Genomic DNA, 21,649 nt, shown 5'->3' on the forward strand with positions numbered 1-21,649 from the left:
AGATGAAAATATTTTTCATATCTGACATTCACGGTTCACTCTACTATTTAGAAAAAGCAATTGAAAACTATAAAAAGGAAGCAGCTGATTTTATAGCTATTCTTGGAGATGAACTATACCATGGAGCAAGAAACGATTTGCCAAAAGGCTATAATCCTAAAGGCGTAACTGAACTTTTAAATAAATACAGTGATAAGATAATTGCAGTAAGAGGAAACTGCGACAGTGAAGTTGATGAAATGGTTTTGGACTTTCCAATAATGTCAACCTATTCCTCAATACTTTATAATGGCAAAAGGTTATTTTTAACACATGGTCATATATATGGAGAGGATAATATACCAAAACTTATGGACGGTGATGTACTAATTTACGGTCATACTCACATTCCTGTTGCAAAGAAAGAAAATGGTATTTTTATTATTAATCCAGGCTCTATTTCTATTCCAAAGGAAAGCAATCCTAATTCTTATGGAATTTTAGAAAATAATATTTTTAAAATAAAAGATTTAAATATGAACACATTTAAGGAATTACATATCTAACCGTTTTTGCACAAGCTATATATTATATAAATAAAGAGCTATAGCCCTTCTAGGGTTAATCTAAACTAGATGGGGTATAGCCCTTTATTTTTTTGAAGACACGATTAAAAGTACGTACGCTATTAAAGCCACATTCAAAAGCAATTTCTGCAATCGTTTTAGAAGTTGTTTTAATTAAAAACTCTGCATTTTCAACTCTCACTTCACTAAGATAAGTTGCAAAATTTGTTCCAGTAAATTTCTTAAACATTCTAGAAAAATAGCATGCACTAAAATGTACTCTTTGAGAAATATCATTTAAAGTTATATTATTTGCATAGTTATCTTCTATAAATTTCATAGCATTCTTAATTCTATTAATATCAGGAAGTCTATTACCTTTTTTAGTTTTATCAATACTACTAATAGGCAAATATCTTAAAGCAAAAGCACATAGTTCAATTAGTTTCCCTTTTATACATAAGTCATAGGCAGTTTCTTTCTCCTTCATTTCATTTACAATTGAATGGAATATGTCTGCTATCTTTTTATAATTTTCTAGCTTTATCTTATTAATAACATGCTCATTTATAAAAGGAGTATTGAGTTTAAAGGTTTCAGGCCAACCAAAAGAATTGCTCACAATATCAGGACGAAAAATAATCATATTAATTTTTGAACTCATATTGGTACTATCAAGATAATGTATATCTGTGCTTCCAAATATAGCCATATCACCTTTATTTAATATTCTAGAATCGTCATTTATACCTACTTTTATACTTCCTTCAGTCACCAAAATAATCTCTACATCTATGTGCCAATGAGGCATATTACTACAATTTTCCAAACAATATAATTTGACAGCAAGCTCTGATGAATACAATTTAGTTTGAAGATATGGATTCATAATTTTCACCTCGGTGGCATCATTTGTAAATAAGCGTATAAATTATTTAATACAAATAAATATTTACGTATTTATTATATATAAAAGGACAAAATTTGTCTACTAATAAGATAATATTGACGAGATATACAGGAATATTAAAGTTATAATATACACATAGCAACAAACAAATTCAATTGATTCATATTATCAGGTTTTCAATTAAATTATAGTTGCACTAAAAAAATAAAAGCGAGGTGTAAAAACCTAAGTTTTAGGTAAAATAATAAACAATAATTGGGGATTATAATGTTAAACTAAGCACTTATTATTATTTTACCACTTTATTTAGTCAATAAAGGAAAACGTATTCATAATTATTACGTTTAAAAAACTAGGGAGATCATGAATAATCATTTAAAAAAACTTCTAACTTGTATAACTGCAGTTACTTTGATATCAAGCGTGTTAGTAGGTTGTGGCAGCAGTTCTAATACATCTAAAAACCAAGATGCTTCCATCAATAAAAAGGTTTCTTTGAAATTGTGGATAGCAGAAAATAGTGCTACACAAAAAGCAATTAATGATTTAAATGCTAAATTCCACCAAAAGTATCCTTTGGTTAATGTTACAGTATCACAATTTAACCTAGAGGATATGAGAAAAAACTTTGTAAGTACTTCTGTTTCAGGCAGTGGACCAGACATTATTCTCGGTCCCGGAGATAATATTGGAGTTTTTCAAACCGGTAATCTTATTCAACCCATCGAGGATGTAGTTGGAAAAGACTTTCTAAATAGGTTCACCAAAGAATCTGTAAATGCCGCAACGTATAAGGGAAAGGTTTGGGAAACACCAGACAGAGTAAGTAGTGGATTATTTCTAATATACAACAAAAAAATTGTTGATAAAGCGCCTGGTACTTTTGAAGATGTACAAGCATTGGGCAAAAAATTGCAAGATGAAAAGAAAGTTCAATATGGGCTAGTTTTTGATGAAGTAGAACCTTACTATTCTTCAATGTTTATGAGCTGCTTTGATGCAAGTTTCTTTGATAATATAAATGCAGCTAAACCTAAACCAACTCTTAACTCTAGCGCAATGAAGCAATGGTCATCATATTTAAACAAATTACATAATAGTGGTTTAATTCCTAAAGAAGCAGATGCAAATATGGCAGATAACTTATTTGAAGAAGGAAAATCAGCTTTTATAATTAGTGGACCGTGGTCCTTCAACACTTATAAAAAAGCAGGTGTTGACTTTGGAATAGCAACTCTTCCAACAGCCAGCGGCAAGCTTATGAAACCTTTATCTTCAATTAGTGGTTTTGCAGTTTCTGCCAATGTAAAGGATGCCACTAAAAAAGCAGCAGTTGCTAAATTCCTAGATTTTATGTCATCAAAAAGTTCTCAGCTAGTGTTATCTGATGCACATGGTAAATTGCCTACTAATATTGAAACACTAAAAACTGATAAATATAAAACAGATCCTATGTATTCAATACAAACTGAACAATATAAAAACTGTTTACCAATGCCTATTATTCCACAAATGAGAGCAATATGGGATGCTATAAGACCTGTACAACAAGATATGTTTAGTGGAAAAGTAGCTCCAAATGAGGCACCAGCTCAAATGCAACAAAAAGCAGAAGAAGAAATTAAAAATTTAGGAGTAAACTAATACATTTGAAATAAAGGGCTGTTATATTAATAATTATTAATAAATTCAGTAAATTTCCTTCAACAAGAAAAATTTACATTATCATTTTTCAATTATTATACATCAGCCCTTTAAAATAAATATAAAAAGGAGAAAAAACAATGGAATACTCTAAGAATAAAAAACATTTAACTATTAAAGCTCAAAAAAAATTAGTAACAATTTGTTTTTTACTTCCTGCATTTTTAGTTATGTGTGCTGTTATCTTATATCCATTACTATATGAATTTAATCTTTCCTTTAGAAACGTAACACTTATGAATTTGAAATCTAATATTTATCCATTTATTGGATTTGATAATTATTTAAGTATTTTAAAAGATAGTACATTTTATAACACATTATTAAGGACATTAATTTGGACATTCGTAAATGTAGGACTTACTGTTTGCATAGGTCTATTTTTAGCAATGCTACTAAATGCTAAATTTCCAGGAAAAAAAATTTATAGAACGCTGTTAATACTTCCATGGGCTGTACCAAGCTATATTTCAGTACTAACTTGGAAAGGTATGTTTAATTCTCAGTATGGAGCAGTAAATATAATTCTATCAAAAATATTTCCATGGGCACATTCTATTCCGTGGCTCACTAATCCAAGCTATACATTTTTAGCATGTATATTTATTAATGTATGGGTAGGAATACCATTCATGATGATGATATCCATTGGTGGTTTACAAAGTATATCAAACGAATTGTATGAAGCAGCCGATGTTGACGGTGCAACTAGATGGCAAAAAACAAAAAGTATAACCTTACCACTTATGAAATCTGTTTTAACACCTTCTATAGTTTTAAGTTGTGTTTGGACCTTTAATGTAGTTAATACAATATTAATAATGACAAGTGGTGTCCAATCTGAGAAATCTCAAATACTGGTTACATTAATGTACAAAGATGCATTTGAATATTATAAATATGGACATGCAGCAGCTTTCTCAGTAATAATATTCTTAATATTATTATGCTTTAGTTCATTGTTTTTAAAAGCTCAAAAACTAGATGATTAATTTTTAAAATATGGAGGAAAAAATAATGAAAAAGGAAAAGTTCGGCATTAGAGATACTAAGTTTATGATAATATTTAGATATATAGTATTAACCTTTGCTGCAATTCTTACCGTATACCCTATATTAAACGTACTAGCGGTAGCTCTAAGGCCATCAAATAGCTTGTATTCAACCTCTCTCGCCATAATAACTAAAAATTCAACACTTAACAATTTCAAATTAGCTTTCACACAATACCATATTCAAGACTGGCTTCTGCATAGTTTAATTATAGCAGGTTCTGCAACTGCTATCAGTGTAACAATCTCAATGTTTGCTGCATATGCTTTCTCCAGATTTGAATTTAGAGGAAAAAGAGCAGGAATGGTTTCGCTGCTAATTACGCAGATGTTTCCTGCAACAATGATGTTACTTCCTCTATTTATGCTTATGTTCAAAATAAATCTTACAAACAAATTTCAAGGCCTAATTATAGTATATATTTCTACAGCAGTACCTTTTAACATATGGATGATGAAGGGATACTTTGATACAATTCCTAAATCACTTGAAGAAAGTGCTTATGTAGATGGATCTAGTATACCCTATGCTTTTTGCAAAATAATATTACCTTTAGCTAAACCTGCTATCGCCCTAACAACATTATTTTCATTTATGAACAGCTGGTCTGAGTATGTAATTGCTAGAGTTATAATTACAGATCCAACAAAAACAACACTTCCTGTAGGTCTTGTTAATATGCAAAGTCAGTTTTCAACCGATTGGGGCGTATATTCGGCTGCTGCATTAATTACTTCTGTACCAGTTATAATTTTATTTGTATGTCTCTCAAAATATCTTGTAGGAGGACTTACAATAGGAGGTGTAAAAGGTTAATTTAAATATAATTTTTATAGGATGGAAGTGTATATATGAAAATAGATTTACATGTTCACGACAAAGAGCGTTCAGCTTGCAGTAAATCAAGTGAAGATGAACAAATTAGAGCCGCAATAAAATTTGGATTGGATAGTATAATTTTTACAGATCATAACATCTTGACACCATTAGAACGTTTAAATGAACTTAATAATAAATACAAACCATTTAAAATTTACGGTGGCATTGAAATTGAAATGCAAGATACTCACGAGCATATTCTTGTTCTTGGGTTACATGATAAAATACTTCAGGATAAAAAATGGGTGTATGAGGAATTACATTCTTATGTCAGAGAAAACAATGGATATATTGCATTTGCACACCCTTTTAGGTATAGAGGTTTTATAAAAGAGAATCTAGAAAAGTTTGTTCCTGATGCAATAGAAATACATTCTACCAACATAGGAATAGACGACACGGAAAAAATCAAACAGTTAGCCCAAAAACTAAACACAAATTTAATTGCTAATTCAGATGCACATCATTACACCAAGGTTGGAATTTATTGTAATGATTTAATAGTTCCACCAAACAGCGAAAAAGAACTAATTGATATGCTAAAAAAGGGGGCTTATAAGCTTTCTTCAGATCAAGAAAGAATAAAAAAACACAATGATGAAGTAAATAAAAAAGAACTTCTAATAAAAAAATTAATCAAAGAAGGTAAGAGCAAAGATTATTACCACAATATTACTGGAAACTGGGAAGGTGAATTCGAAAGAGTTGCACAAGGAAAAACTTATAAAATTTAATTTGCTTAGTTATGGAGGTGATTTTTATGACGCTTTTTTCTTCCTTACAATTTGAATATTTGATTAGAATTTTAATCGCTGGGCTTTGCGGTGGAATTATAGGATACGAAAGAGAAAATAGAATGAAAGAAGCTGGAATCAGGACTCATTTTATAGTATGTTTAAGTGCTGCACTTATGATGATTGTATCTAAATATGGTTTTCAAGATCAAATAGGTACAAATGATATATCTCTAGATCCTTCACGTATTGCTGCTCAAGTAGTAAGTGGAGTTGGCTTTCTTGGGGCTGGAATGATATTTATGAAAAGACAATCTATAAAAGGCCTTACAACTGCTGCTGGAATTTGGGCAACTGCTGGCATAGGGCTTGCTTTTGGAGCTGGGCTTTATATTATTGGATTAATATCATCAGCTATAATTGTAATCGCGCAAACTATTTTGCATAGAAATTTTTCATGGCTCTCTATACCTCGTATCGAGGGAATAACTTTGAAAATCTCAAATGAACCCGAAGTTTTAGAATACATTGAAGAAATGCTAAAAAAGGAAAGCATTAAAATAATGAATTTCAAAGCAAAAAGAGGAAAACCTGATAATGCTACTAATAATTCTAAGTCAATAGAACTTGAACTAACATTAAAAGTTCCTCAAACTTATGATGCACCAAAATTGTTATCGCTAATGGAGAAAAATTCTAATATAAGATATTTAGAAATCTAAACATATAGATATATTGAATTTACTAATATATTATGTCAATTAATAAACTGGACAAAAAGTATGATTTTAAACAAATTTAAAATCATACTTTTTTCCCCATTAAAGATTACTGTAATAAAATCTATATATTATGCATAAATTTTATTACAATAATCCTACATTAAAAGTTGTCACTTGACTTTTATCAAACTTTCCATTGTATCCCTTTCATTGTTAAAAAATAAATCTTTAAATTCATCACTTTTCCGTAAACTCTTAAGATAAGCTGCAAATTGACTATTTATCTCTTTTCTTTTTAAAGCATATTCAACAGTAGCTTCTAAAAATCCAAGCTTATCTCCAACATCATATCTTCTACCTTCAAATGCACATGCATACATAGCTTCTGACTGCATTAAACTTCTAAGTGCATCTGTTAGCTGAATTTCTCCTCCCTTTCCCGGCCTTGTACTAGCTAATATCTCAAATATTTCTGGTGTTATTATATATCTTCCAAGTATAGCTATATCTGAGGGTGCTTCTTGAACCTTAGGTTTTTCTACTAAATCTTTCACCTTATAAACATTGTCTTCTATATGCATTCCATCTATAATTCCATATTTATAAACATCACTGTGATTTACCTTTTGGACGCCGACAATAGTTGTCTTATACTGATTATAACAATCCATGAGCTGCTTTAAGCATGGTTTTTTTGAATCTACCACATCATCTCCGAGCATAACAGCAAATGGCTCATTTCCAACAAAAGTTCTAGCACAACTAATTGCATGTCCAAGTCCATTAGGTTCCTTCTGCCTTATATAATATATATTGGCTAAATTAGATATATCCCTTGCTATTTTAAGTAGATCTTTCTTGCCCTTGCTTTCAAGTTCATTTTCAAGCTCTACAGATTTATCAAAATGATCCTCTATAGCTCTTTTATTCTTTCCAGTAATTATAAGTATTTCTTCTATTCCAGAAGCCACTGCTTCTTCTACAATATATTGTATAGTTGGTTTATCAACTATCGGAAGCATCTCCTTAGGTTGAGCTTTTGTTGCTGGTAAAAATCTAGTTCCAAGTCCTGCTGCTGGTATAACAGCCTTTTTAACTTTCATAATAATTACCTCCTTCTAGCAATAAATATACTTTATATGTTATATAATTATAATAAAACATAAATATTAAAATACTATTACGAGAATGCGGCAAAAATAAGGCAGTTGTGAAGTAACAATGCTTCGTCGCGTTAAAAAAATCCTCCGTACCTACGGAATTTTGGTGTAAATTCTTATAATTCATTGTTTAAACGATTTATCATTATTTTTATGGTGAAACCTCGCTAACTTCCAGTTTGTAGTGATAAATTTTGCACTTTCTATAAAAACTAAAGCGAAGTAACATTAATGCTGTTACTTCGCTTAATTCAAAACTAAGAAATATCTTATAGGCTTTCGAACATCTTTATATCATCATCTACATTAGTAATTCCACCGATTCCAAAGTTGTCTACAAGAACCTTAGCAACATTTGGAGATAAGAATGCTGGAAGTGTTGGTCCAAGGTGAATGTTTTTAACACCAAGGTGTAATAATGCAAGTAATACTATTACAGCTTTTTGTTCATACCATGCTATGTTGTAGGATATAGGGAGTTCATTTATATCTGAAAGTCCAAATACCTCTTTGAGCTTAAGTGCTATAACAACCAATGAATATGAATCATTACATTGTCCTGCATCTAGTACTCTTGGAATTCCACCTATATCTCCAAGATTTAACTTATTGTATTTATACTTAGCGCAACCTGCTGTAAGTATAACTGCATCCTTTGGAAGCTTTTCTGCAAATTCTGTGTAGTAATTTCTACTCTTTGCTCTTCCATCGCAGCCTGCCATTACGTAGAATCTCTTTATTGCTCCAGATTTAACAGCTTCAACAACTTTATCAGCTAAAGCGATAACCTGATTATGTGCAAATCCTCCGATTATTTCTCCCTTTTCTATTTCAGTTGGTGGTGCACATTTTTTTGCATGCTCAATTATTACAGAGAAATCCTTTGGCTCACCATCTTCAATGTGCTTTACTCCTGGATATCCTGTTACCCCTGTTGTATACATTCTATCTATATAAGATGCTTTTGGAGGAACTATGCAGTTTGTAGTCATAAGTATTGGTCCATTGAAGCTTTCAAATTCTTCATTTTGCTTCCACCATGCGTTTCCGTAGTTTCCAACAAAATGACTGTATTTCTTAAATGCAGGATAATAGTTTGCAGGAAGCATTTCACTATGAGTATAAACATCTACTCCAGTTCCTTCTGTCTGCTTTAATAATTCTTCTATATCCTTCAAATCATGTCCACTTATTAAAATTCCTGGGTTATTTCTAGTTCCTATATTAACCTTTGTTATTTCTGGATTTCCGTAAGTAGAAGTATTAGCTTTATCTAAAAGTGCCATTGCATCAACGCCGTATTTACCACACTCTAAAGCTAATGATACTAATTCCTCTGCTCCTAATGTATCATCTAAAGTTGCTGCTAGTGCTTTTTGCATAAAGCCATGTATGTTCTCATCATTATAATTTAGGTTAATTGCATGCTTCATGTATGCAGCCATACCCTTAATTCCATATGTTAAAAGTTCTCTTAGGGATCTTATATCTTCATTTTCAGTTGCAAGAACTCCCACTGTTTCTGCCTTCTTATCAAATTCTTCTACATTATTGGCAAGCCAAACAGCTGCATCCGGAAGCTTTGCTTCTTCTCCTTTTTTTAGTCCTACTATGCTAAGCATTTTTTCTACCCATGTAGAATTCTGAGGTAATTTTCCACCTGCATTCACATACTGATTTTTAATTTCTTCTCTCAATAAAAGACCTGTTTTAATTTTATCTATAAAAATATTTCTATCAAAATTAGCATTAGTTATAGTAGAAAATAAACTTTCCATTATAAACTTATCAACATCTTTATTTACAATGTTAATTTCTCTTGCCTTAGTGCTGTATATTGAAATTCCCTTTAAAATATATATTAATAAATCCTGTGATTTAGCTAAATCTTCTGTCTTTCCACAGACTCCTCTAACTGTACATCCTTTGCAGCCAGCTGCTTCCTGACATTGATAACAAAACATACTCATATTTGTAACCTCCATATAAACTAATTTTTTATTTGCTATGTTTAAATTATATGTTTATATAGATTTTTAATCGGTAACCTATGTTACAAATTTTAAAAATATATTTATTTTAACCAATAAGTCGGTTTAACAAGTAATCTTGGTAACCTTGTGCCACTATCACCCTTAGCTGCATTAATCTGCGCTTGAGTTAGATAAATACTTTTAGAAAGATTTGCTCCACTTATATCAGCATCCCTCATATCTGCACCAATAAGATCTGCAAAGCTTAAATCTACTCCCCTTAAATTAGCTGCAATGAGATAAGCACCGCTTAAATTCACACCCCTAAGATTTTTCCTTCTAAGGTCTGCTCCCATAAGATTAAGTCCTCCACCAATAGTTTTTTTACCTTTTAAAGAGCTTTTCTCATTATCCCCAGCCTTTTTTCGAATAAACTCGCTTGTCTTAAAAAGTAGTGCATTAACCCCTACTCGTATTGTTACCAAATCTAGTTTTACAATTGCTTCTCCACTTAAATGAGTTAACTTTTCTATTTCATCTATTTTTTCTTTTATATCATTATCAGATTTCAATGAAAATGCCTCTGTCAAATACCAAAGCATTTCATGAAGCTGTCTCATAATTATAAATACCTCAAACATTTCATTCGCAGTTTCTGGTTCTTCTCTCCAACTATGTCCACCATAAGTACCCATAGAAACCTTCTGACCTGCTCCAAGACATTCATAGGAAGTGCAGCCTTTAAGTCCCTTTTTATTTAAACTTTCATGCACCTTACACCTAAAATCTTCTTTTAGATTGATACAAGGCTTTCCTGCTACTTTATCTTGGGGAAATCCTTCAGCATGTGAAAAATACAACGCAACGCAGCAAAGTCCAAAACATTTTTCACAAGCTGGTTTTAAATCATGGCTATTCATATTACTTCATCTCTCATTCGTAAATTATACATTATTAATTTTCTAATTATATCATAGATAACAGTTTATTTAATAGGTATTTTGTTATAAGGATTTATATATAATGGATTGTATAAGTTTATACCTAAAATTCCGTAGAGTACGGAGGAATTTTTTCCTTGAACTACCGTAGGAGCGAAGTAACAATGCTGAAGGAGCAATTTAAAAAAATTCTAATAAATCTTGGTAAAAAAATCACAAAATACTTAGATATTTCAATTGTTTGAGCAATTTCTCAGCGAGTTATTGAAATATCTTAGAATTTTGTGATTTTTTTACCTTAGATTTATAGAATTTTTTTAATGCGACGAAGCATTGTTACTTCGCTTTCCAATCTAAATTAAATTGACCTTCTGTCTTATCTCCTACTATTTTCAAATAATATTTCCCTGATTTATCTGCAGTGTATTTAAATTTTCCACTATTATCCTCAAGAAGATTTTTTATTTTATGCTTTTCAGTATCTAAAAATAAAATTTGAAGAGAACCTTTTTTTACCACTGACGAATAATTTACTGTAAGTTCATCACCAGAATTAAGTTTTATAGTTCTATGCTGTGTACCATTTAAGTATCCATATTTAATATTCCAACTATTAAAGGTTGAATTTTCAATAGACATATTTGTAACGCAGCTATCCATCATAAATCCATTTTTTGAAATCACACTTAGCACAATACCAATAATAATTGCTACAAAAAGCACAACTCCAATAAATATCATCCATACGATTTTATACCTTCTAAATATATCCATCCTTAATTATCTCCCTTTTCATATTTTGTAGAACAATGAGGACAATATTCCCAATCCTCTTCCATAAAAGCTCCACAACTTTTACATGCTTTGCCTAAGCTATATCCACAATGAGGGCATATCACCATATTTCTTTCTACAGCCTTTTTGCAATTTGGACATTTTTTTTCATTTCCTCTTGTTACAATTAAATAAACAATAAGAGGAATAGGACAATTGAACAATCCAAGTATACCCCATAAGATTGCAAAACGATTGTTTTTATTTCTAGCATCAAGATATATCCAAAGTGACTGCCCCAACCAAAAAACTAAGACTATAAACACAATTATCACACCTAATATTGAAAAAAAGTCCAATTTCATTTTACATCCTCACCCTTTCTATACATTTTTGTTGATTTAACTAAAATTAAAATTGGTGCTGGCAAAACTAAAAAGAAATTAAAAAGTATACATATACCTATTCCAAATTTTTTTGCAATAATTGCTTGAAACATAACTACAATTACTACTGCAAAAGCATAAATAAAATTCTGAATCTTTAGTTCTCTTTTTCTATTACTTTTTTCAACCTTTTCTATCAAAGATAAAGTATCTATTTCCTTAATCAGCCCTATTTTTTCAAGGTTATCATCGCAAAGCCTTTCTTCCTTTTTCATACTTTTCACCTCTTCTAAGCTTTTAAAATATTCTTTAACCTTTTTACTGTATTATGAAGTCTTGACTTTACAGTTCCATCTGAACACTTCATTATTGAACTTATTTCTTCCAAGCTATACCCATAATAATGCTTTAAAATAAAGGTAACTCTTTTTTCATAGCTCATATTTTGAAGCTCTAAAAGTGCCCTTTCAACTTGAAGTTTAACTTGCAGAGTATTTTCAATATCGTCTTTACTTTTTAAATTGAAATTTTCATCAATGTTAATCACTTCAAATTTTTTATTTCTCTTAAGTTCATTTCTATATAAATTAAGTGCTATTTGAATAATCCAACTTGAAAACTTGCTCTCACCTTTAAAGCTTTTTATGTGTATCATAGCCTTCATTAAAGTTTCCTGAACCAAATCTTCAGAAAAATTTGCATCACCAGTTAGCTTAATTAAAAATCCATAGAGGGTTTTATAATTTTGTTGGAATAATATATTTAGCGCATTTTTACTTCCATTTTGAGCCATCCGTACAAATTCTTTTTCTTCCAAAAACATCCCCCCTATGCCAAAGTAATTACTTCACTATGTAGGACAATTAAATCAAAAAAAAGTTCATTATTTTTATAATATCATATAAAATAAGTTTAAATGGCATTAAAGTTAAGCTATAATATAAAGATATTTTTCTTTAGAAAGTGGTGAAAAAGTGAATTTAGAAGAATTAGAGAAGATAATTTTCTGCTCTTCTTCAATCGTCATTAGAAAATATGGCAAGGAACTTTTCCTTAATGGAGCAGTTTCAAATATTAAGGGTAGAAAAATAGATAATATATATCACATATATGGTGATGTAATAAACAGCACCAATTTTACACATTATAAAACTCACATAAAAATAGATTTATCAAATCAAAAACTAATAGGCACAAATTGCAGCTGTGATGACTTTGCTGAAAATTCTATACACGGCTATAATTTTATGTGTCCTCATTTAAGTGCAACAACATACAAATTTTTAGATTCAATATATAAAAAAAGCAATATGAAAAAAGTTTCAGTCACTAAAAACAAAAAAACTCACTTAAACATTGATATAAAAATAATTTCTATTTTAAATAAAGATATTCTTAATTTTAAAGCTGAATTTAAATTAGAAGAAAAGCATAAATATTTGATTACAAACTTAAAAGATTTTATTTTAAATTTCAAATTAGAAAAGCCATTTTCAGTAAGTAATCAATTTATATACAATCCTTTAAAATTTGATATTGCACCTAGTGATATAAAAGTACTGGATTTCATAAAAGAACATGTTCACGAAAATACAGCAGATTCAGGAAGGTCGCTTACAATTAAAGCTGAAAAGCTAAGAGAATTTTTGAAATGTGCTGAAAATAAAAAAATACAATTCAAATATAATGGTCTAGAGTACAAAGTTACCGTAGTTAGAGAAAATTTGCCTGTTACCTTTACCTTAAAAACCGAAAATGATTTTTTAGTATTAACTACACATAAAAAATTGCCTATTCCACTAACTGAAGATAAATCAGTGTATTTTTTTAATAACAAACTATACTTGCCTTCAAAGGAGCAACTTTTAAAATACAATCCCTTATATGACAAATTTAAATCAAAAGGAAAAATTGTGTACAACAAAACATTAAAAAATTACAACGCTTTAATATTTTTACTAAACAAAATATCAAACAACATTACTATTACCGAAGCTGTTAAAAGTTTTGCCTCAAGTACACTAAATTTTAAGTTTTTAATCTACAAAATTGAAGAAAATATTTACTGCAAGGTTTATGGAAATTATAATGGTGTCAATATAAATATATTAGATAAAAGTGATAGCAAAATAAATTCCATAAGAAATTTTAATGAAGAAACCAAACTTCTTATGAAACTTGAATACTATAATTTTATAAAGCATGGAGAAGAACTCATTTTTAATGGAAGCTATGAAGATTTTTTAAGTATTTTAGCTAAGAAAGACCAAGGCATATACAAACTTGGAAGTATAAATCTAGGTACTGGACTTAGTAATTTACAAATATATAGCAGTGCAGATATTAGTATAAATTTATACGAAGAAAACGGGGAATTTAATTTAGATTATGGCATTGGTGATATTGAGACCTCTGAATTTTCAAATATACTTAAAGCTTATAAGGCTAATGAAAAATTTTATTTAAATAAAGATAAAAAATTAATTGATCTTGAAACCCCTCAAATAAAAGAATTCATTACGCTTATCGATTTTTTAAGTACAGATAATAACCTAAGTATAGAAAAAGATAAAACAATGTTTGCAGCGGAAGCTTTTGAAAAACTAAACATACGAAATTTTAAAGGCAAAGAACTTTTAAAAAGTATAGAAAACAAATTAAATAATTTTAATCATGATAAAATTTCCCTTCCAAAAGATTTAAAGGCTTCACTTAGGGATTATCAAATTAGCGGCTTTAACTGGTTTAAAAATTTAAGCAAACTTGGTCTTGGTGGTATCCTAGCTGATGAAATGGGACTTGGGAAAACAGTGCAAACTATAGCCTTTATTGTATCTGAGCCAGAAAAAATATTCCTGATAATTCTTCCCACCTCTCTTCTTTATAATTGGAAAGCAGAAATAAGTAAATTTGCACCAATATTAAAAGTTGGAATTGCACATGGTACTAGTTTCAAGTATGAAAAATTGCACGAATGTGATGTGATTTTAACTACTTATGGTACTCTGAGAAATAATATTGAAAAATTTAAAGATATAAAATTTGACTATTGTATTATTGATGAGGCTCAAAATATAAAAAGCCCCTCTGCTCAAATAACAAATTCCGTCAAAAGAATTAATGCAAAAATAAAATTTGCACTTACAGGAACACCTATTGAAAATAATTTATCCGAGCTTTGGTCCATATTTGATTTTATAATGCCTGGCTATTTATATTCTAAAGATACTTTTGACAAAAAGTTAGGTTCTGATTTTGAAAGAAACTTTGAAAGTTTAAAGCTTCTAATTAAACCTTTTATTTTAAGAAGGACTAAAAAAGAAGTTATAAAGGAGCTGCCTGATAAAATAGAAGAAAAAATTCTTGTAGAAATGACACCAATGCAAAAATTAATATATAATTCTTATATTAAAACTGTTAGAGATAAATTAAAAAATAGTGCTAATAAAAATACAGAAATTTTCTCCTACTTAACAAAGCTTAGGCAAATATGCTTAGATCCATCACTCGTACTTACAGAGTACACAGGTGGTAGTGGTAAATTTAAAATAGTAATTGAACTATTAGAAGAACAAATAGCTTCTAATAATAAGGTACTATTATTTTCCCAGTTTACCTCCGTGTTAAAAAAAATAAGTGAATTATTTAAGGAAAAAGGCATTGAATATCTTTATTTAGATGGTTCTGTTCCCTCAAAAGAAAGAATTAACTTAACACAAAAATTCAATACTTTGAGTAAACCAATTGTTTTTCTAATATCATTAAAAGCTGGCGGCACAGGTCTAAATTTAACTGCTGCAAGTTCAGTTATTCACTTTGACCCCTGGTGGAACCCAGCTGTAGAAAATCAAGCAACTGATAGGGCACATAGAATCGGTCAAAAAAATGTAGTTCATGTAATTAAATTAGTAGCAAGAGAAACTATAGAAGAAAAAATTGTCTTGCTTCAAGAAAACAAAAAAGAATTAATAAATAATGTTATAAGTGGAAACTTAAAGGACAGTAATGCACTAAGCAAACTCTCAAAAGAGGAACTGCTTGAGCTTTTCAATAGATAATTTATAAAAAACTGCAGGACGATTTAAGTAAAGATTAATGAACATAAACCACTCTGAAACTTGAAATTTATTTGCACTAAAATGCCGTCCTTTTAGCATTTTAGTGCAAATGAATTTTAATAATTGAAAATGCTTATCCATGAATTTACCTTCTATTTCTACATTAATATGCAAAATACTTCCTATTTACTTTACATTGTTTACAAAAAGCAGTAAAATTATCATATAAACTTACTTAAACATAAGGGAGGAATGGTCAATGTTAAAACCTAAGATAGGAAGAGGAATTTCCAAAGATTTTGAAACTGCATTAAATGAAGCAACAAAGGAATTTATTAATCCTAAATTAATAATTTATTACACCTCCAAGAGTAATTTTGAAACTTTTTCGAGGCTTTTAATGAAAAGGTTTTCAAAGAGTATTATAATAGGCTGCTCTGCCTACAAGGAAATTTGCAAAGACGGGCTTACTAACGGAGCACTGCTTGTTGCAGGTTTTGAAGATGGTATTGAGTGTTCAGCTGGTGTAATTGGAGATATTGATAAATATCCTGTAAAATACATACAAAATATACAGGATAGTATAGCTTCATTAAGCGATCCAGATAATGCAATGTGCCTTGAGTTTTGCGTTGGAACTACAAATAGTGAAGAAAAAGTACTATCTACAATTAATTCTTTATTAAACGTATATGGAATACCATTATTTGGTGGCACATCTGCGGATGATGGAGAATTTAAAACAACCTATGTAGGACTTAATGGTAAGGTTTACACAAATCACTGTGTATTTGTACTTATTAAAAATTTAAATGGAAAAATTAAACTTTATAAAGAAAATATATTTAAGCCTACAAAAAATAATTTTATAGCTACAAAAGTTAATTTAAGACAGCGTATAGTATACGAACTTGATGGAAAACCTTGTGCTGAAGTAATGGCAAATAACTTAAATGTCCCTTTAAATAACCTTCCAGATTTATTTGGCGCTCATCCCCTTGGACGAGTTGTTGGTAACGATATATTTATATCTGCCAATAAAAATTTAATAGATAATAAAGCTATTTCTTGCTACAGTAGAATATATAAAAATTCGCAAATAACACTTCTTGAACCAGATGATTATAGACAAGTATTAAAAACAACCATTGCAAAAATACTCAGTGATTTTAATCACATATCATTTTCACTGGTAATAAATTGTGTTGCAAGAACGATGCTGTTTGAATCTGAAAATTTTGCAGATACCTTTGCAAAAGAACTTGGTAAACTCGGAAATTATATAGGTTTTGCAAGCCATGGTGAACAGATGTACGATTATCATTTTAATCAAACTATGATAATAGCAGTATTCGAATAAAAATCCAAGGAGTGATAATATTAATGTTTGAGTTATTTATAAAAGAAAAAAATAAAAATAAAATAGCAGAAGCCAAAAGTACTTCAATTAATTCTGAATTATTATTAAATGATAATGATGATAGCTATAAATGTATAAACTTTTCTTCAAATTATATTCAAGAAAGACTTTCAGCTTTAATGGACAGCGAACTCGAAATATCAAATTCTGTTAAAGATGTATCAACTGCCTTCGACGTAGTATCAAATGATATATCAAATATTAAAGATGTATTAAATAACTTTAATGATAACTTTAATTTTGTAGAAAATAATTCTAGCAAAATAAATTCAAATATAGATGAATCTATAACTTCCATCGGTAATGCCAATGATATGCTTACTAAACTTAAAACTAAAATTTCAGATATACAAACAAGTATTGGTGATTTTACTAAAGTTTTTGCAAAATTAAAAGGCTCCTTCAACGATATTAATACCTTATCAGAAAACATTGCAGATGTAGCTAATGAAACAAATTTGTTATCATTGAATGCTGCTATTGAAGCTGCAAGGGCTGGTGAACACGGTAAAGGTTTTGCAGTCGTTGCTGATGAAGTAAAAAAACTTTCTGAATCCACAAAACAGCTTGTTGATGGTATTAATAAAAAAATGAACACAATGCATGCAAGTGTAGATAGTTTAAATTCTTCTATAGAAGCTTCAACAAATCTTTTAAGTGAAGGTTTAACCTTTGCCAAAGAAACTCAGTCAGCTTTTGACAATTTATTATCAAAATCTAAAGGAGTTAAAAGTCTAACCAATGAAATGAATGATTCCGTAAGCAGTTCCAAAAAGGAACTAAAAAATATGTCTAATGAAATTAATGAAATTGTAAATTCAGCTACTAGTGTTGATACCCAAATTACTAAATTAAACGCACAAGCATCTAATAAATCAGTTCTTTATTCAGACATAACTAACTTCTTAGAACAGATAGAGCAAATTTCTCTAGAAAAAATTACGAAGTAACAATGCTTCGTCACATAAACATACACAGGGTTTGAGCGTAAGCTCAAGCCCTGTGTATGTTTACTCGCATACGCTTAGACAGATTAAAACATCTAAGTATTTTGCGATTTTTCTATCGAGATTTATTGGATTCTTTTTAAATCCTTCCTTTATCATTGTTACTTCACTCCCGCGGTAGTACAATGAAATGTATTTTGAAGAATTTCAATTTCTCACTATCATATTTCTAAAAAATATGATATAATTTTATCAATTTGTTAACCAAGGAGGATTTTACTAATGAATAAATTATTAGAAGAAGCTAAAGCACTTCAAAATACGTTAATTAAACATAGAAGGTATATACACGAAAATGCAGAAATTGAAATGGAACTCCCTTGCACCACAAAGTATGTAATGGATAAGCTAGTTGAAATGTCATACGAGCCAAAGGAAATATGTAAATCAGGAGTAGTAGCTATTGCTGGTGGCAAAAATCCAGGAAAAACATTTTTATTAAGAGCGGATATGGATGCCCTTCCAATTATAGAGGAAACAGACGAACCATTTAAATCAAAAACAAATTATATGCATGCATGTGGTCATGATTTACATACTGCAATGCTTTTAGGAGCAGCAAAGATATTAAAAGAACACGAAGATGAAATTGAAGGTACAGTAAAATTAATGTTTCAACCAGCAGAGGAGCCTATAAAAGGTGCCCAAGCAATGCTTAAAGCTGGTGTTCTTGAAAATCCAAAAGTAGATGCTGCTATGATGATTCATGTCGCTACAGGAACTCAATTTCCTTCAGGTCTTTTAGTGGTACGTCATCCTGGCATTATATCATCTGCTTCAGACTGGTTTACAATAAAAGTAAAGGGAAAAGGCGGTCATAGTTCCTCCCCTAATCTAACCATTGACCCTTTAAACGTCATTTCTCATATATTTATAGCACTCGAAAGCATAAATGCTAGGGAACTTGCACCCGCAGATAATGCTGCAATAACAGTTGGACAAATGCATGGTGGAAATACTTCTAATGTTATTCCTGACACTGCATTCTTAAGTGGAACTATAAGAACTTTCAACAATGAAACAAGATTATTTATAAAAAAACGTCTTGAAGAAATCTCCCTTTCTGTAGCTAAAACTTTCAGAGCAGAGGCTGTAATTGAATATTCGTGCAGTTGTCCTTCTCTCATAAATGATGCAGAGCTTGTTAAGGATTTTAAGTCTTATACTTCTTCTCTTGTTGGAGATGATAAGGTAGTGGATGCAGACAAAGCTCAAAATGGAGCATATGCTACCATGACAGGTTCTGAAGATTTTGGCTATGTAACAGAGCTTGTTCCAAGCATAATGATAGGCTTAACTACTGGTTCAACAGCGGATGGATATGTTTATCCTCATCATCATCCAAAAACAAAATTTGATGAAAGTCCATTATATATAGGTGCCGCAGCTTATGCAAACATGGCAATAGAATGGTTAAAAAATAATAAATAAAAAAGGACTTCCCTAAAACAAAATTTAAAATTTTATTTTAGGGAAGTCCTTTTTTCAATCATTTATTGTTTTCTTCATTCTAGACAATCTAGAAGCACCAATAATTATAAGCATACCAGGTGCAATAAACTCATAAATATTATTTGATAAAATGTGAAATGCTTCTACTTCAAATAAGATTCCAAATAAAATCATTATTGCCGCCCCAATATTAAAGTTATTCTTTTTATATAAACGTTGTGCTCCTGTACATATTAACACTAATGGCCAAATAATTGAACTTAAATCACTTGTCTTCATGATTCCAAATTCCGTACAAAACATTGCAATACCAAGTACTATAAACATAATTCCTAAAGTTAATTTTATTTTCATAAAAATCACTCCTCAACATATTTCATGACCTTATTATACAATTGGAAAAGGATTCTTTTAAGTGAATTTAGTAATATATTATATATGACATAAGTCATTAAAATTTTATTTTATGAATAATTATCTTTGCCATTCTAATAATATTATTATAATATAATAAGTTCAATGGAAGGATAAGTGATATAAATGACAAAAATTGTGTTGGTTCGACATGGTCAAAGCGAATGGAATAAAGAAAACAAATTCACAGGATGGACAGACGTAGATTTATCTGTAGATGGAGCCACAGAAGCATATCAAGCCGGCAAAATATTAAAAAGCAATAACTTCACTTTTGATGTTGCTTATACTTCTGTATTAAAGAGAGCTATAAGAACACTGCAAATTATACTCTATGAAATGGATCTTCTATGGATCCCCGTTTACAAGTCATGGAAGTTAAATGAAAGACACTATGGTGCTCTTCAAGGACTAAACAAAGATGAAACCAGACAAAAGTATGGAGAAGATCAAGTTTATAAATGGAGAAGATTTGTGGATGTTAGACCACCTGCACTAGATATAAATGATAAAAGGTACCCAGGTAACGAATACAAATATCGTGATCTAAAAAAAGAAGAACTTCCACTTACAGAAAATTTAGATGACACACAAAAAAGGGTTCTTAATTATTGGGATGAGTATATTGTACCTCAAATAAAATGTAATAAAAAAATTATAATATCAGCTCATGGAAACACTTTAAGAGCACTAGTAAGGTATTTAGACAATATACCAGGAGATGGAATAGCAAATCTTAATATACCAACTGGAATTCCACTTGTATATGAACTTGATACTAATTTAAAACCAATTACACATTATTATCTTGGGATGGATGGAAAGTTGGACGGTAGTAAAATTCCAAAAAACATTTAAAGTTCTGTCAAAAGTGCTGCATTTTGCAGGAGATATCACTAAGTTATCTATGCTGATGCTCATAATTCTATTTATTAAGGCAGCACCTGCTAAAATTACTATCGGAATTGCAATTTTTATAAATATTATTTTATTTCTTTCACTCATTTTTTATCTCCTTTAAATAGTTATCATGATTTAATTTTAAAGTAAATAAATTAATATGTAAATATATGAATGTATCTAATATTTATTTAAATTGTAATAAAAATGTAACATTCTTTGAAAATAAAAAACTCAGCCATACTGAGTTTTTATACTATTATTGTTTCTTTACAATTTCCGTAATTCTGATTAAGATTCTTTTAAAACATAGCCTTTTATCTAATTTTATCAATAAGGCAAACTTTAGTAAACAAAAATATATTCCATCTTTTTAAATAAAGTTTATAAAGTTCTTTTAATTAGTCATTTTATGTGTTAAAATAAAATTGTTATTAAATTTATAAATTATATAAAATTTATTTCTATAATTTATTGAAACTACATGTATATGAGGAGGAGTTAATTATGAAGTTTTTTCTAGATACAGCCAATGTAAACGAAATCAAAGAAGCTAATGATATGGGCGTAATTTGTGGTGTTACAACCAACCCATCATTAATTGCAAAAGAAGGAAG

At 29.8% G+C, this 21,649-nt stretch carries 21 protein-coding genes; 12 read left to right on the forward strand and 9 right to left on the reverse strand.

The window, feature by feature from the left end; genetic code table 11:
- Positions 1 to 2: 2 nt before the first annotated feature.
- Positions 3 to 545: a phosphodiesterase gene (yfcE, locus tag ACJDT4_RS22370; protein ID WP_406789834.1), complete on the forward strand. Its 543-nt coding sequence runs from the start codon at positions 3 to 5 to the stop codon at positions 543 to 545.
- A 55-nt stretch (positions 546 to 600) separates the two neighbouring features.
- Here the strand turns inward: yfcE and ACJDT4_RS22375 are convergent, their stop codons facing one another.
- A complete protein-coding gene (locus tag ACJDT4_RS22375; RefSeq protein ID WP_406789835.1) occupies positions 601 to 1,434 on the reverse strand; it encodes an AraC family transcriptional regulator in 834 nt (277 codons plus the stop codon).
- 384 nt (positions 1,435 to 1,818) lie between these two features.
- Between ACJDT4_RS22375 and ACJDT4_RS22380 the strand changes: the two genes are divergently transcribed.
- The 5 genes from ACJDT4_RS22380 (at position 1,819) to ACJDT4_RS22400 (ending at position 6,547) form a co-directional block, all read left to right on the forward strand.
- The gene (locus ACJDT4_RS22380) at positions 1,819 to 3,099 is read left to right on the forward strand and encodes a sugar ABC transporter substrate-binding protein (protein ID WP_406789836.1); all 1,281 of its coding nucleotides are present in this window, start codon (positions 1,819 to 1,821) and stop codon (positions 3,097 to 3,099) included.
- Between the two features lie 140 nt (positions 3,100 to 3,239).
- The gene (locus tag ACJDT4_RS22385) at positions 3,240 to 4,151 is read left to right on the forward strand and encodes a carbohydrate ABC transporter permease (protein WP_406789837.1); all 912 of its coding nucleotides are present in this window, start codon (positions 3,240 to 3,242) and stop codon (positions 4,149 to 4,151) included.
- A 25-nt stretch (positions 4,152 to 4,176) separates the two neighbouring features.
- Positions 4,177 to 5,028: a sugar ABC transporter permease gene (locus ACJDT4_RS22390; protein WP_406789838.1), complete on the forward strand. Its 852-nt coding sequence runs from the start codon at positions 4,177 to 4,179 to the stop codon at positions 5,026 to 5,028.
- Positions 5,029 to 5,063: 35 nt separating this feature from the next.
- Positions 5,064 to 5,825 (forward strand): PHP domain-containing protein, encoded by a 762-nt coding sequence (locus ACJDT4_RS22395; RefSeq protein WP_406789839.1) that lies wholly within the window; start codon positions 5,064 to 5,066, stop codon positions 5,823 to 5,825.
- Positions 5,826 to 5,851: 26 nt separating this feature from the next.
- Entirely contained in the window at positions 5,852 to 6,547 is a 696-nt protein-coding gene (locus ACJDT4_RS22400; protein ID WP_406789840.1) for an MgtC/SapB family protein, read from the forward strand.
- Between the two features lie 170 nt (positions 6,548 to 6,717).
- Here ACJDT4_RS22400 and galU read toward each other — a convergent pair whose 3' ends face one another.
- The 7 genes from galU to ACJDT4_RS22435 form a co-directional block, all read right to left on the reverse strand.
- Positions 6,718 to 7,650 (reverse strand): UTP--glucose-1-phosphate uridylyltransferase GalU, encoded by a 933-nt coding sequence (gene galU, locus ACJDT4_RS22405; protein WP_406789841.1) that lies wholly within the window; start codon positions 7,648 to 7,650, stop codon positions 6,718 to 6,720.
- A gap of 326 nt (positions 7,651 to 7,976) precedes the next feature.
- The gene (gene hcp, locus ACJDT4_RS22410) at positions 7,977 to 9,677 is read right to left on the reverse strand and encodes a hydroxylamine reductase (RefSeq protein WP_406789842.1); all 1,701 of its coding nucleotides are present in this window, start codon (positions 9,675 to 9,677) and stop codon (positions 7,977 to 7,979) included.
- Between the two features lie 104 nt (positions 9,678 to 9,781).
- Positions 9,782 to 10,600: a pentapeptide repeat-containing protein gene (locus tag ACJDT4_RS22415; protein ID WP_406789843.1), complete on the reverse strand. Its 819-nt coding sequence runs from the start codon at positions 10,598 to 10,600 to the stop codon at positions 9,782 to 9,784.
- Positions 10,601 to 10,957: 357 nt separating this feature from the next.
- Complete coding sequence (locus ACJDT4_RS22420; protein WP_406789844.1) at positions 10,958 to 11,395, reverse strand: hypothetical protein; 438 nt, start codon at positions 11,393 to 11,395, stop codon at positions 10,958 to 10,960.
- A gap of 2 nt (positions 11,396 to 11,397) precedes the next feature.
- Entirely contained in the window at positions 11,398 to 11,760 is a 363-nt protein-coding gene (locus tag ACJDT4_RS22425; RefSeq protein WP_406789845.1) for a zinc ribbon domain-containing protein, read from the reverse strand.
- On the reverse strand, positions 11,757 to 12,056 hold the full coding sequence (locus ACJDT4_RS22430) for a hypothetical protein (RefSeq protein WP_406789846.1): 300 nt from the start codon (positions 12,054 to 12,056) through the stop codon (positions 11,757 to 11,759). Before ACJDT4_RS22430 ends, ACJDT4_RS22425 begins: the two co-directional genes overlap by 4 nt.
- 14 nt (positions 12,057 to 12,070) lie before the next feature.
- Positions 12,071 to 12,598 (reverse strand): sigma-70 family RNA polymerase sigma factor, encoded by a 528-nt coding sequence (locus ACJDT4_RS22435; RefSeq protein WP_406789847.1) that lies wholly within the window; start codon positions 12,596 to 12,598, stop codon positions 12,071 to 12,073.
- 157 nt (positions 12,599 to 12,755) lie between these two features.
- Here ACJDT4_RS22435 and ACJDT4_RS22440 point away from each other — a divergent pair, with 157 nt between their 5' ends.
- The 4 genes from ACJDT4_RS22440 to ACJDT4_RS22455 all read left to right on the forward strand — a co-directional run bounded on the left by ACJDT4_RS22440 (position 12,756) and on the right by ACJDT4_RS22455 (position 19,697).
- Positions 12,756 to 15,839, forward strand: coding sequence for a DEAD/DEAH box helicase (locus ACJDT4_RS22440; RefSeq protein WP_406789848.1), 3,084 nt, complete (start codon positions 12,756 to 12,758; stop codon positions 15,837 to 15,839).
- Positions 15,840 to 16,098: 259 nt separating this feature from the next.
- Complete coding sequence (locus tag ACJDT4_RS22445) at positions 16,099 to 17,199, forward strand: FIST signal transduction protein (RefSeq protein ID WP_406789849.1); 1,101 nt, start codon at positions 16,099 to 16,101, stop codon at positions 17,197 to 17,199.
- A 23-nt stretch (positions 17,200 to 17,222) separates the two neighbouring features.
- A complete protein-coding gene (locus ACJDT4_RS22450) occupies positions 17,223 to 18,209 on the forward strand; it encodes a methyl-accepting chemotaxis protein (protein WP_406789850.1) in 987 nt (328 codons plus the stop codon).
- Positions 18,210 to 18,488: 279 nt separating this feature from the next.
- Entirely contained in the window at positions 18,489 to 19,697 is a 1,209-nt protein-coding gene (locus tag ACJDT4_RS22455) for a M20 metallopeptidase family protein (RefSeq protein ID WP_406789851.1), read from the forward strand.
- A 54-nt stretch (positions 19,698 to 19,751) separates the two neighbouring features.
- On the opposite strand, the gene ACJDT4_RS22460 is transcribed toward ACJDT4_RS22455, so the two are convergent.
- Entirely contained in the window at positions 19,752 to 20,072 is a 321-nt protein-coding gene (locus ACJDT4_RS22460) for a LiaF transmembrane domain-containing protein (protein ID WP_406789852.1), read from the reverse strand.
- 186 nt (positions 20,073 to 20,258) lie between these two features.
- On the opposite strand from ACJDT4_RS22460, the gene gpmA reads away from it, so the two are divergent.
- The gene (gpmA, locus tag ACJDT4_RS22465) at positions 20,259 to 20,990 is read left to right on the forward strand and encodes a 2,3-diphosphoglycerate-dependent phosphoglycerate mutase (RefSeq protein ID WP_406789853.1); all 732 of its coding nucleotides are present in this window, start codon (positions 20,259 to 20,261) and stop codon (positions 20,988 to 20,990) included.
- 549 nt (positions 20,991 to 21,539) lie between these two features.
- Positions 21,540 to 21,649: transaldolase family protein (locus ACJDT4_RS22470; protein WP_406789854.1), on the forward strand; the 110-nt coding region annotated here is incomplete at its 3' end.

This window comes from Clostridium neuense (assembly GCF_045310695.1).
GTDB lineage: Bacteria > Bacillota > Clostridia > Clostridiales > Clostridiaceae > Clostridium_S > Clostridium_S neuense.

Bases quoted from the DNA above. Each gene is read 5' to 3' on its own strand.
- hcp (WP_406789842.1), bottom strand. From the start codon at position 9,677: ATGAGTATGTTTTGTTATCAATGTCAGGAAGCAGCTGGCTGCAAAGGA.
- ACJDT4_RS22390 (WP_406789838.1), top strand. From the start codon at position 4,177: ATGAAAAAGGAAAAGTTCGGCATTAGAGATACTAAGTTTATGATAATA.
- ACJDT4_RS22425 (WP_406789845.1), bottom strand. From the start codon at position 11,760: ATGAAATTGGACTTTTTTTCAATATTAGGTGTGATAATTGTGTTTATA.
- galU (WP_406789841.1), bottom strand. From the start codon at position 7,650: ATGAAAGTTAAAAAGGCTGTTATACCAGCAGCAGGACTTGGAACTAGA.
- ACJDT4_RS22455 (WP_406789851.1), top strand. From the start codon at position 18,489: ATGAATAAATTATTAGAAGAAGCTAAAGCACTTCAAAATACGTTAATT.
- ACJDT4_RS22450 (WP_406789850.1), top strand. From the start codon at position 17,223: ATGTTTGAGTTATTTATAAAAGAAAAAAATAAAAATAAAATAGCAGAA.
- ACJDT4_RS22380 (WP_406789836.1), top strand. From the start codon at position 1,819: ATGAATAATCATTTAAAAAAACTTCTAACTTGTATAACTGCAGTTACT.
- ACJDT4_RS22460 (WP_406789852.1), bottom strand. From the start codon at position 20,072: ATGAAAATAAAATTAACTTTAGGAATTATGTTTATAGTACTTGGTATT.
- yfcE (WP_406789834.1), top strand. From the start codon at position 3: ATGAAAATATTTTTCATATCTGACATTCACGGTTCACTCTACTATTTA.
- ACJDT4_RS22385 (WP_406789837.1), top strand. From the start codon at position 3,240: ATGGAATACTCTAAGAATAAAAAACATTTAACTATTAAAGCTCAAAAA.
- gpmA (WP_406789853.1), top strand. From the start codon at position 20,259: ATGACAAAAATTGTGTTGGTTCGACATGGTCAAAGCGAATGGAATAAA.
- ACJDT4_RS22400 (WP_406789840.1), top strand. From the start codon at position 5,852: ATGACGCTTTTTTCTTCCTTACAATTTGAATATTTGATTAGAATTTTA.
- ACJDT4_RS22375 (WP_406789835.1), bottom strand. From the start codon at position 1,434: ATGAATCCATATCTTCAAACTAAATTGTATTCATCAGAGCTTGCTGTC.
- ACJDT4_RS22415 (WP_406789843.1), bottom strand. From the start codon at position 10,600: ATGAATAGCCATGATTTAAAACCAGCTTGTGAAAAATGTTTTGGACTT.
- ACJDT4_RS22420 (WP_406789844.1), bottom strand. From the start codon at position 11,395: ATGGATATATTTAGAAGGTATAAAATCGTATGGATGATATTTATTGGA.
- ACJDT4_RS22395 (WP_406789839.1), top strand. From the start codon at position 5,064: ATGAAAATAGATTTACATGTTCACGACAAAGAGCGTTCAGCTTGCAGT.
- ACJDT4_RS22430 (WP_406789846.1), bottom strand. From the start codon at position 12,056: ATGAAAAAGGAAGAAAGGCTTTGCGATGATAACCTTGAAAAAATAGGG.
- ACJDT4_RS22445 (WP_406789849.1), top strand. From the start codon at position 16,099: ATGTTAAAACCTAAGATAGGAAGAGGAATTTCCAAAGATTTTGAAACT.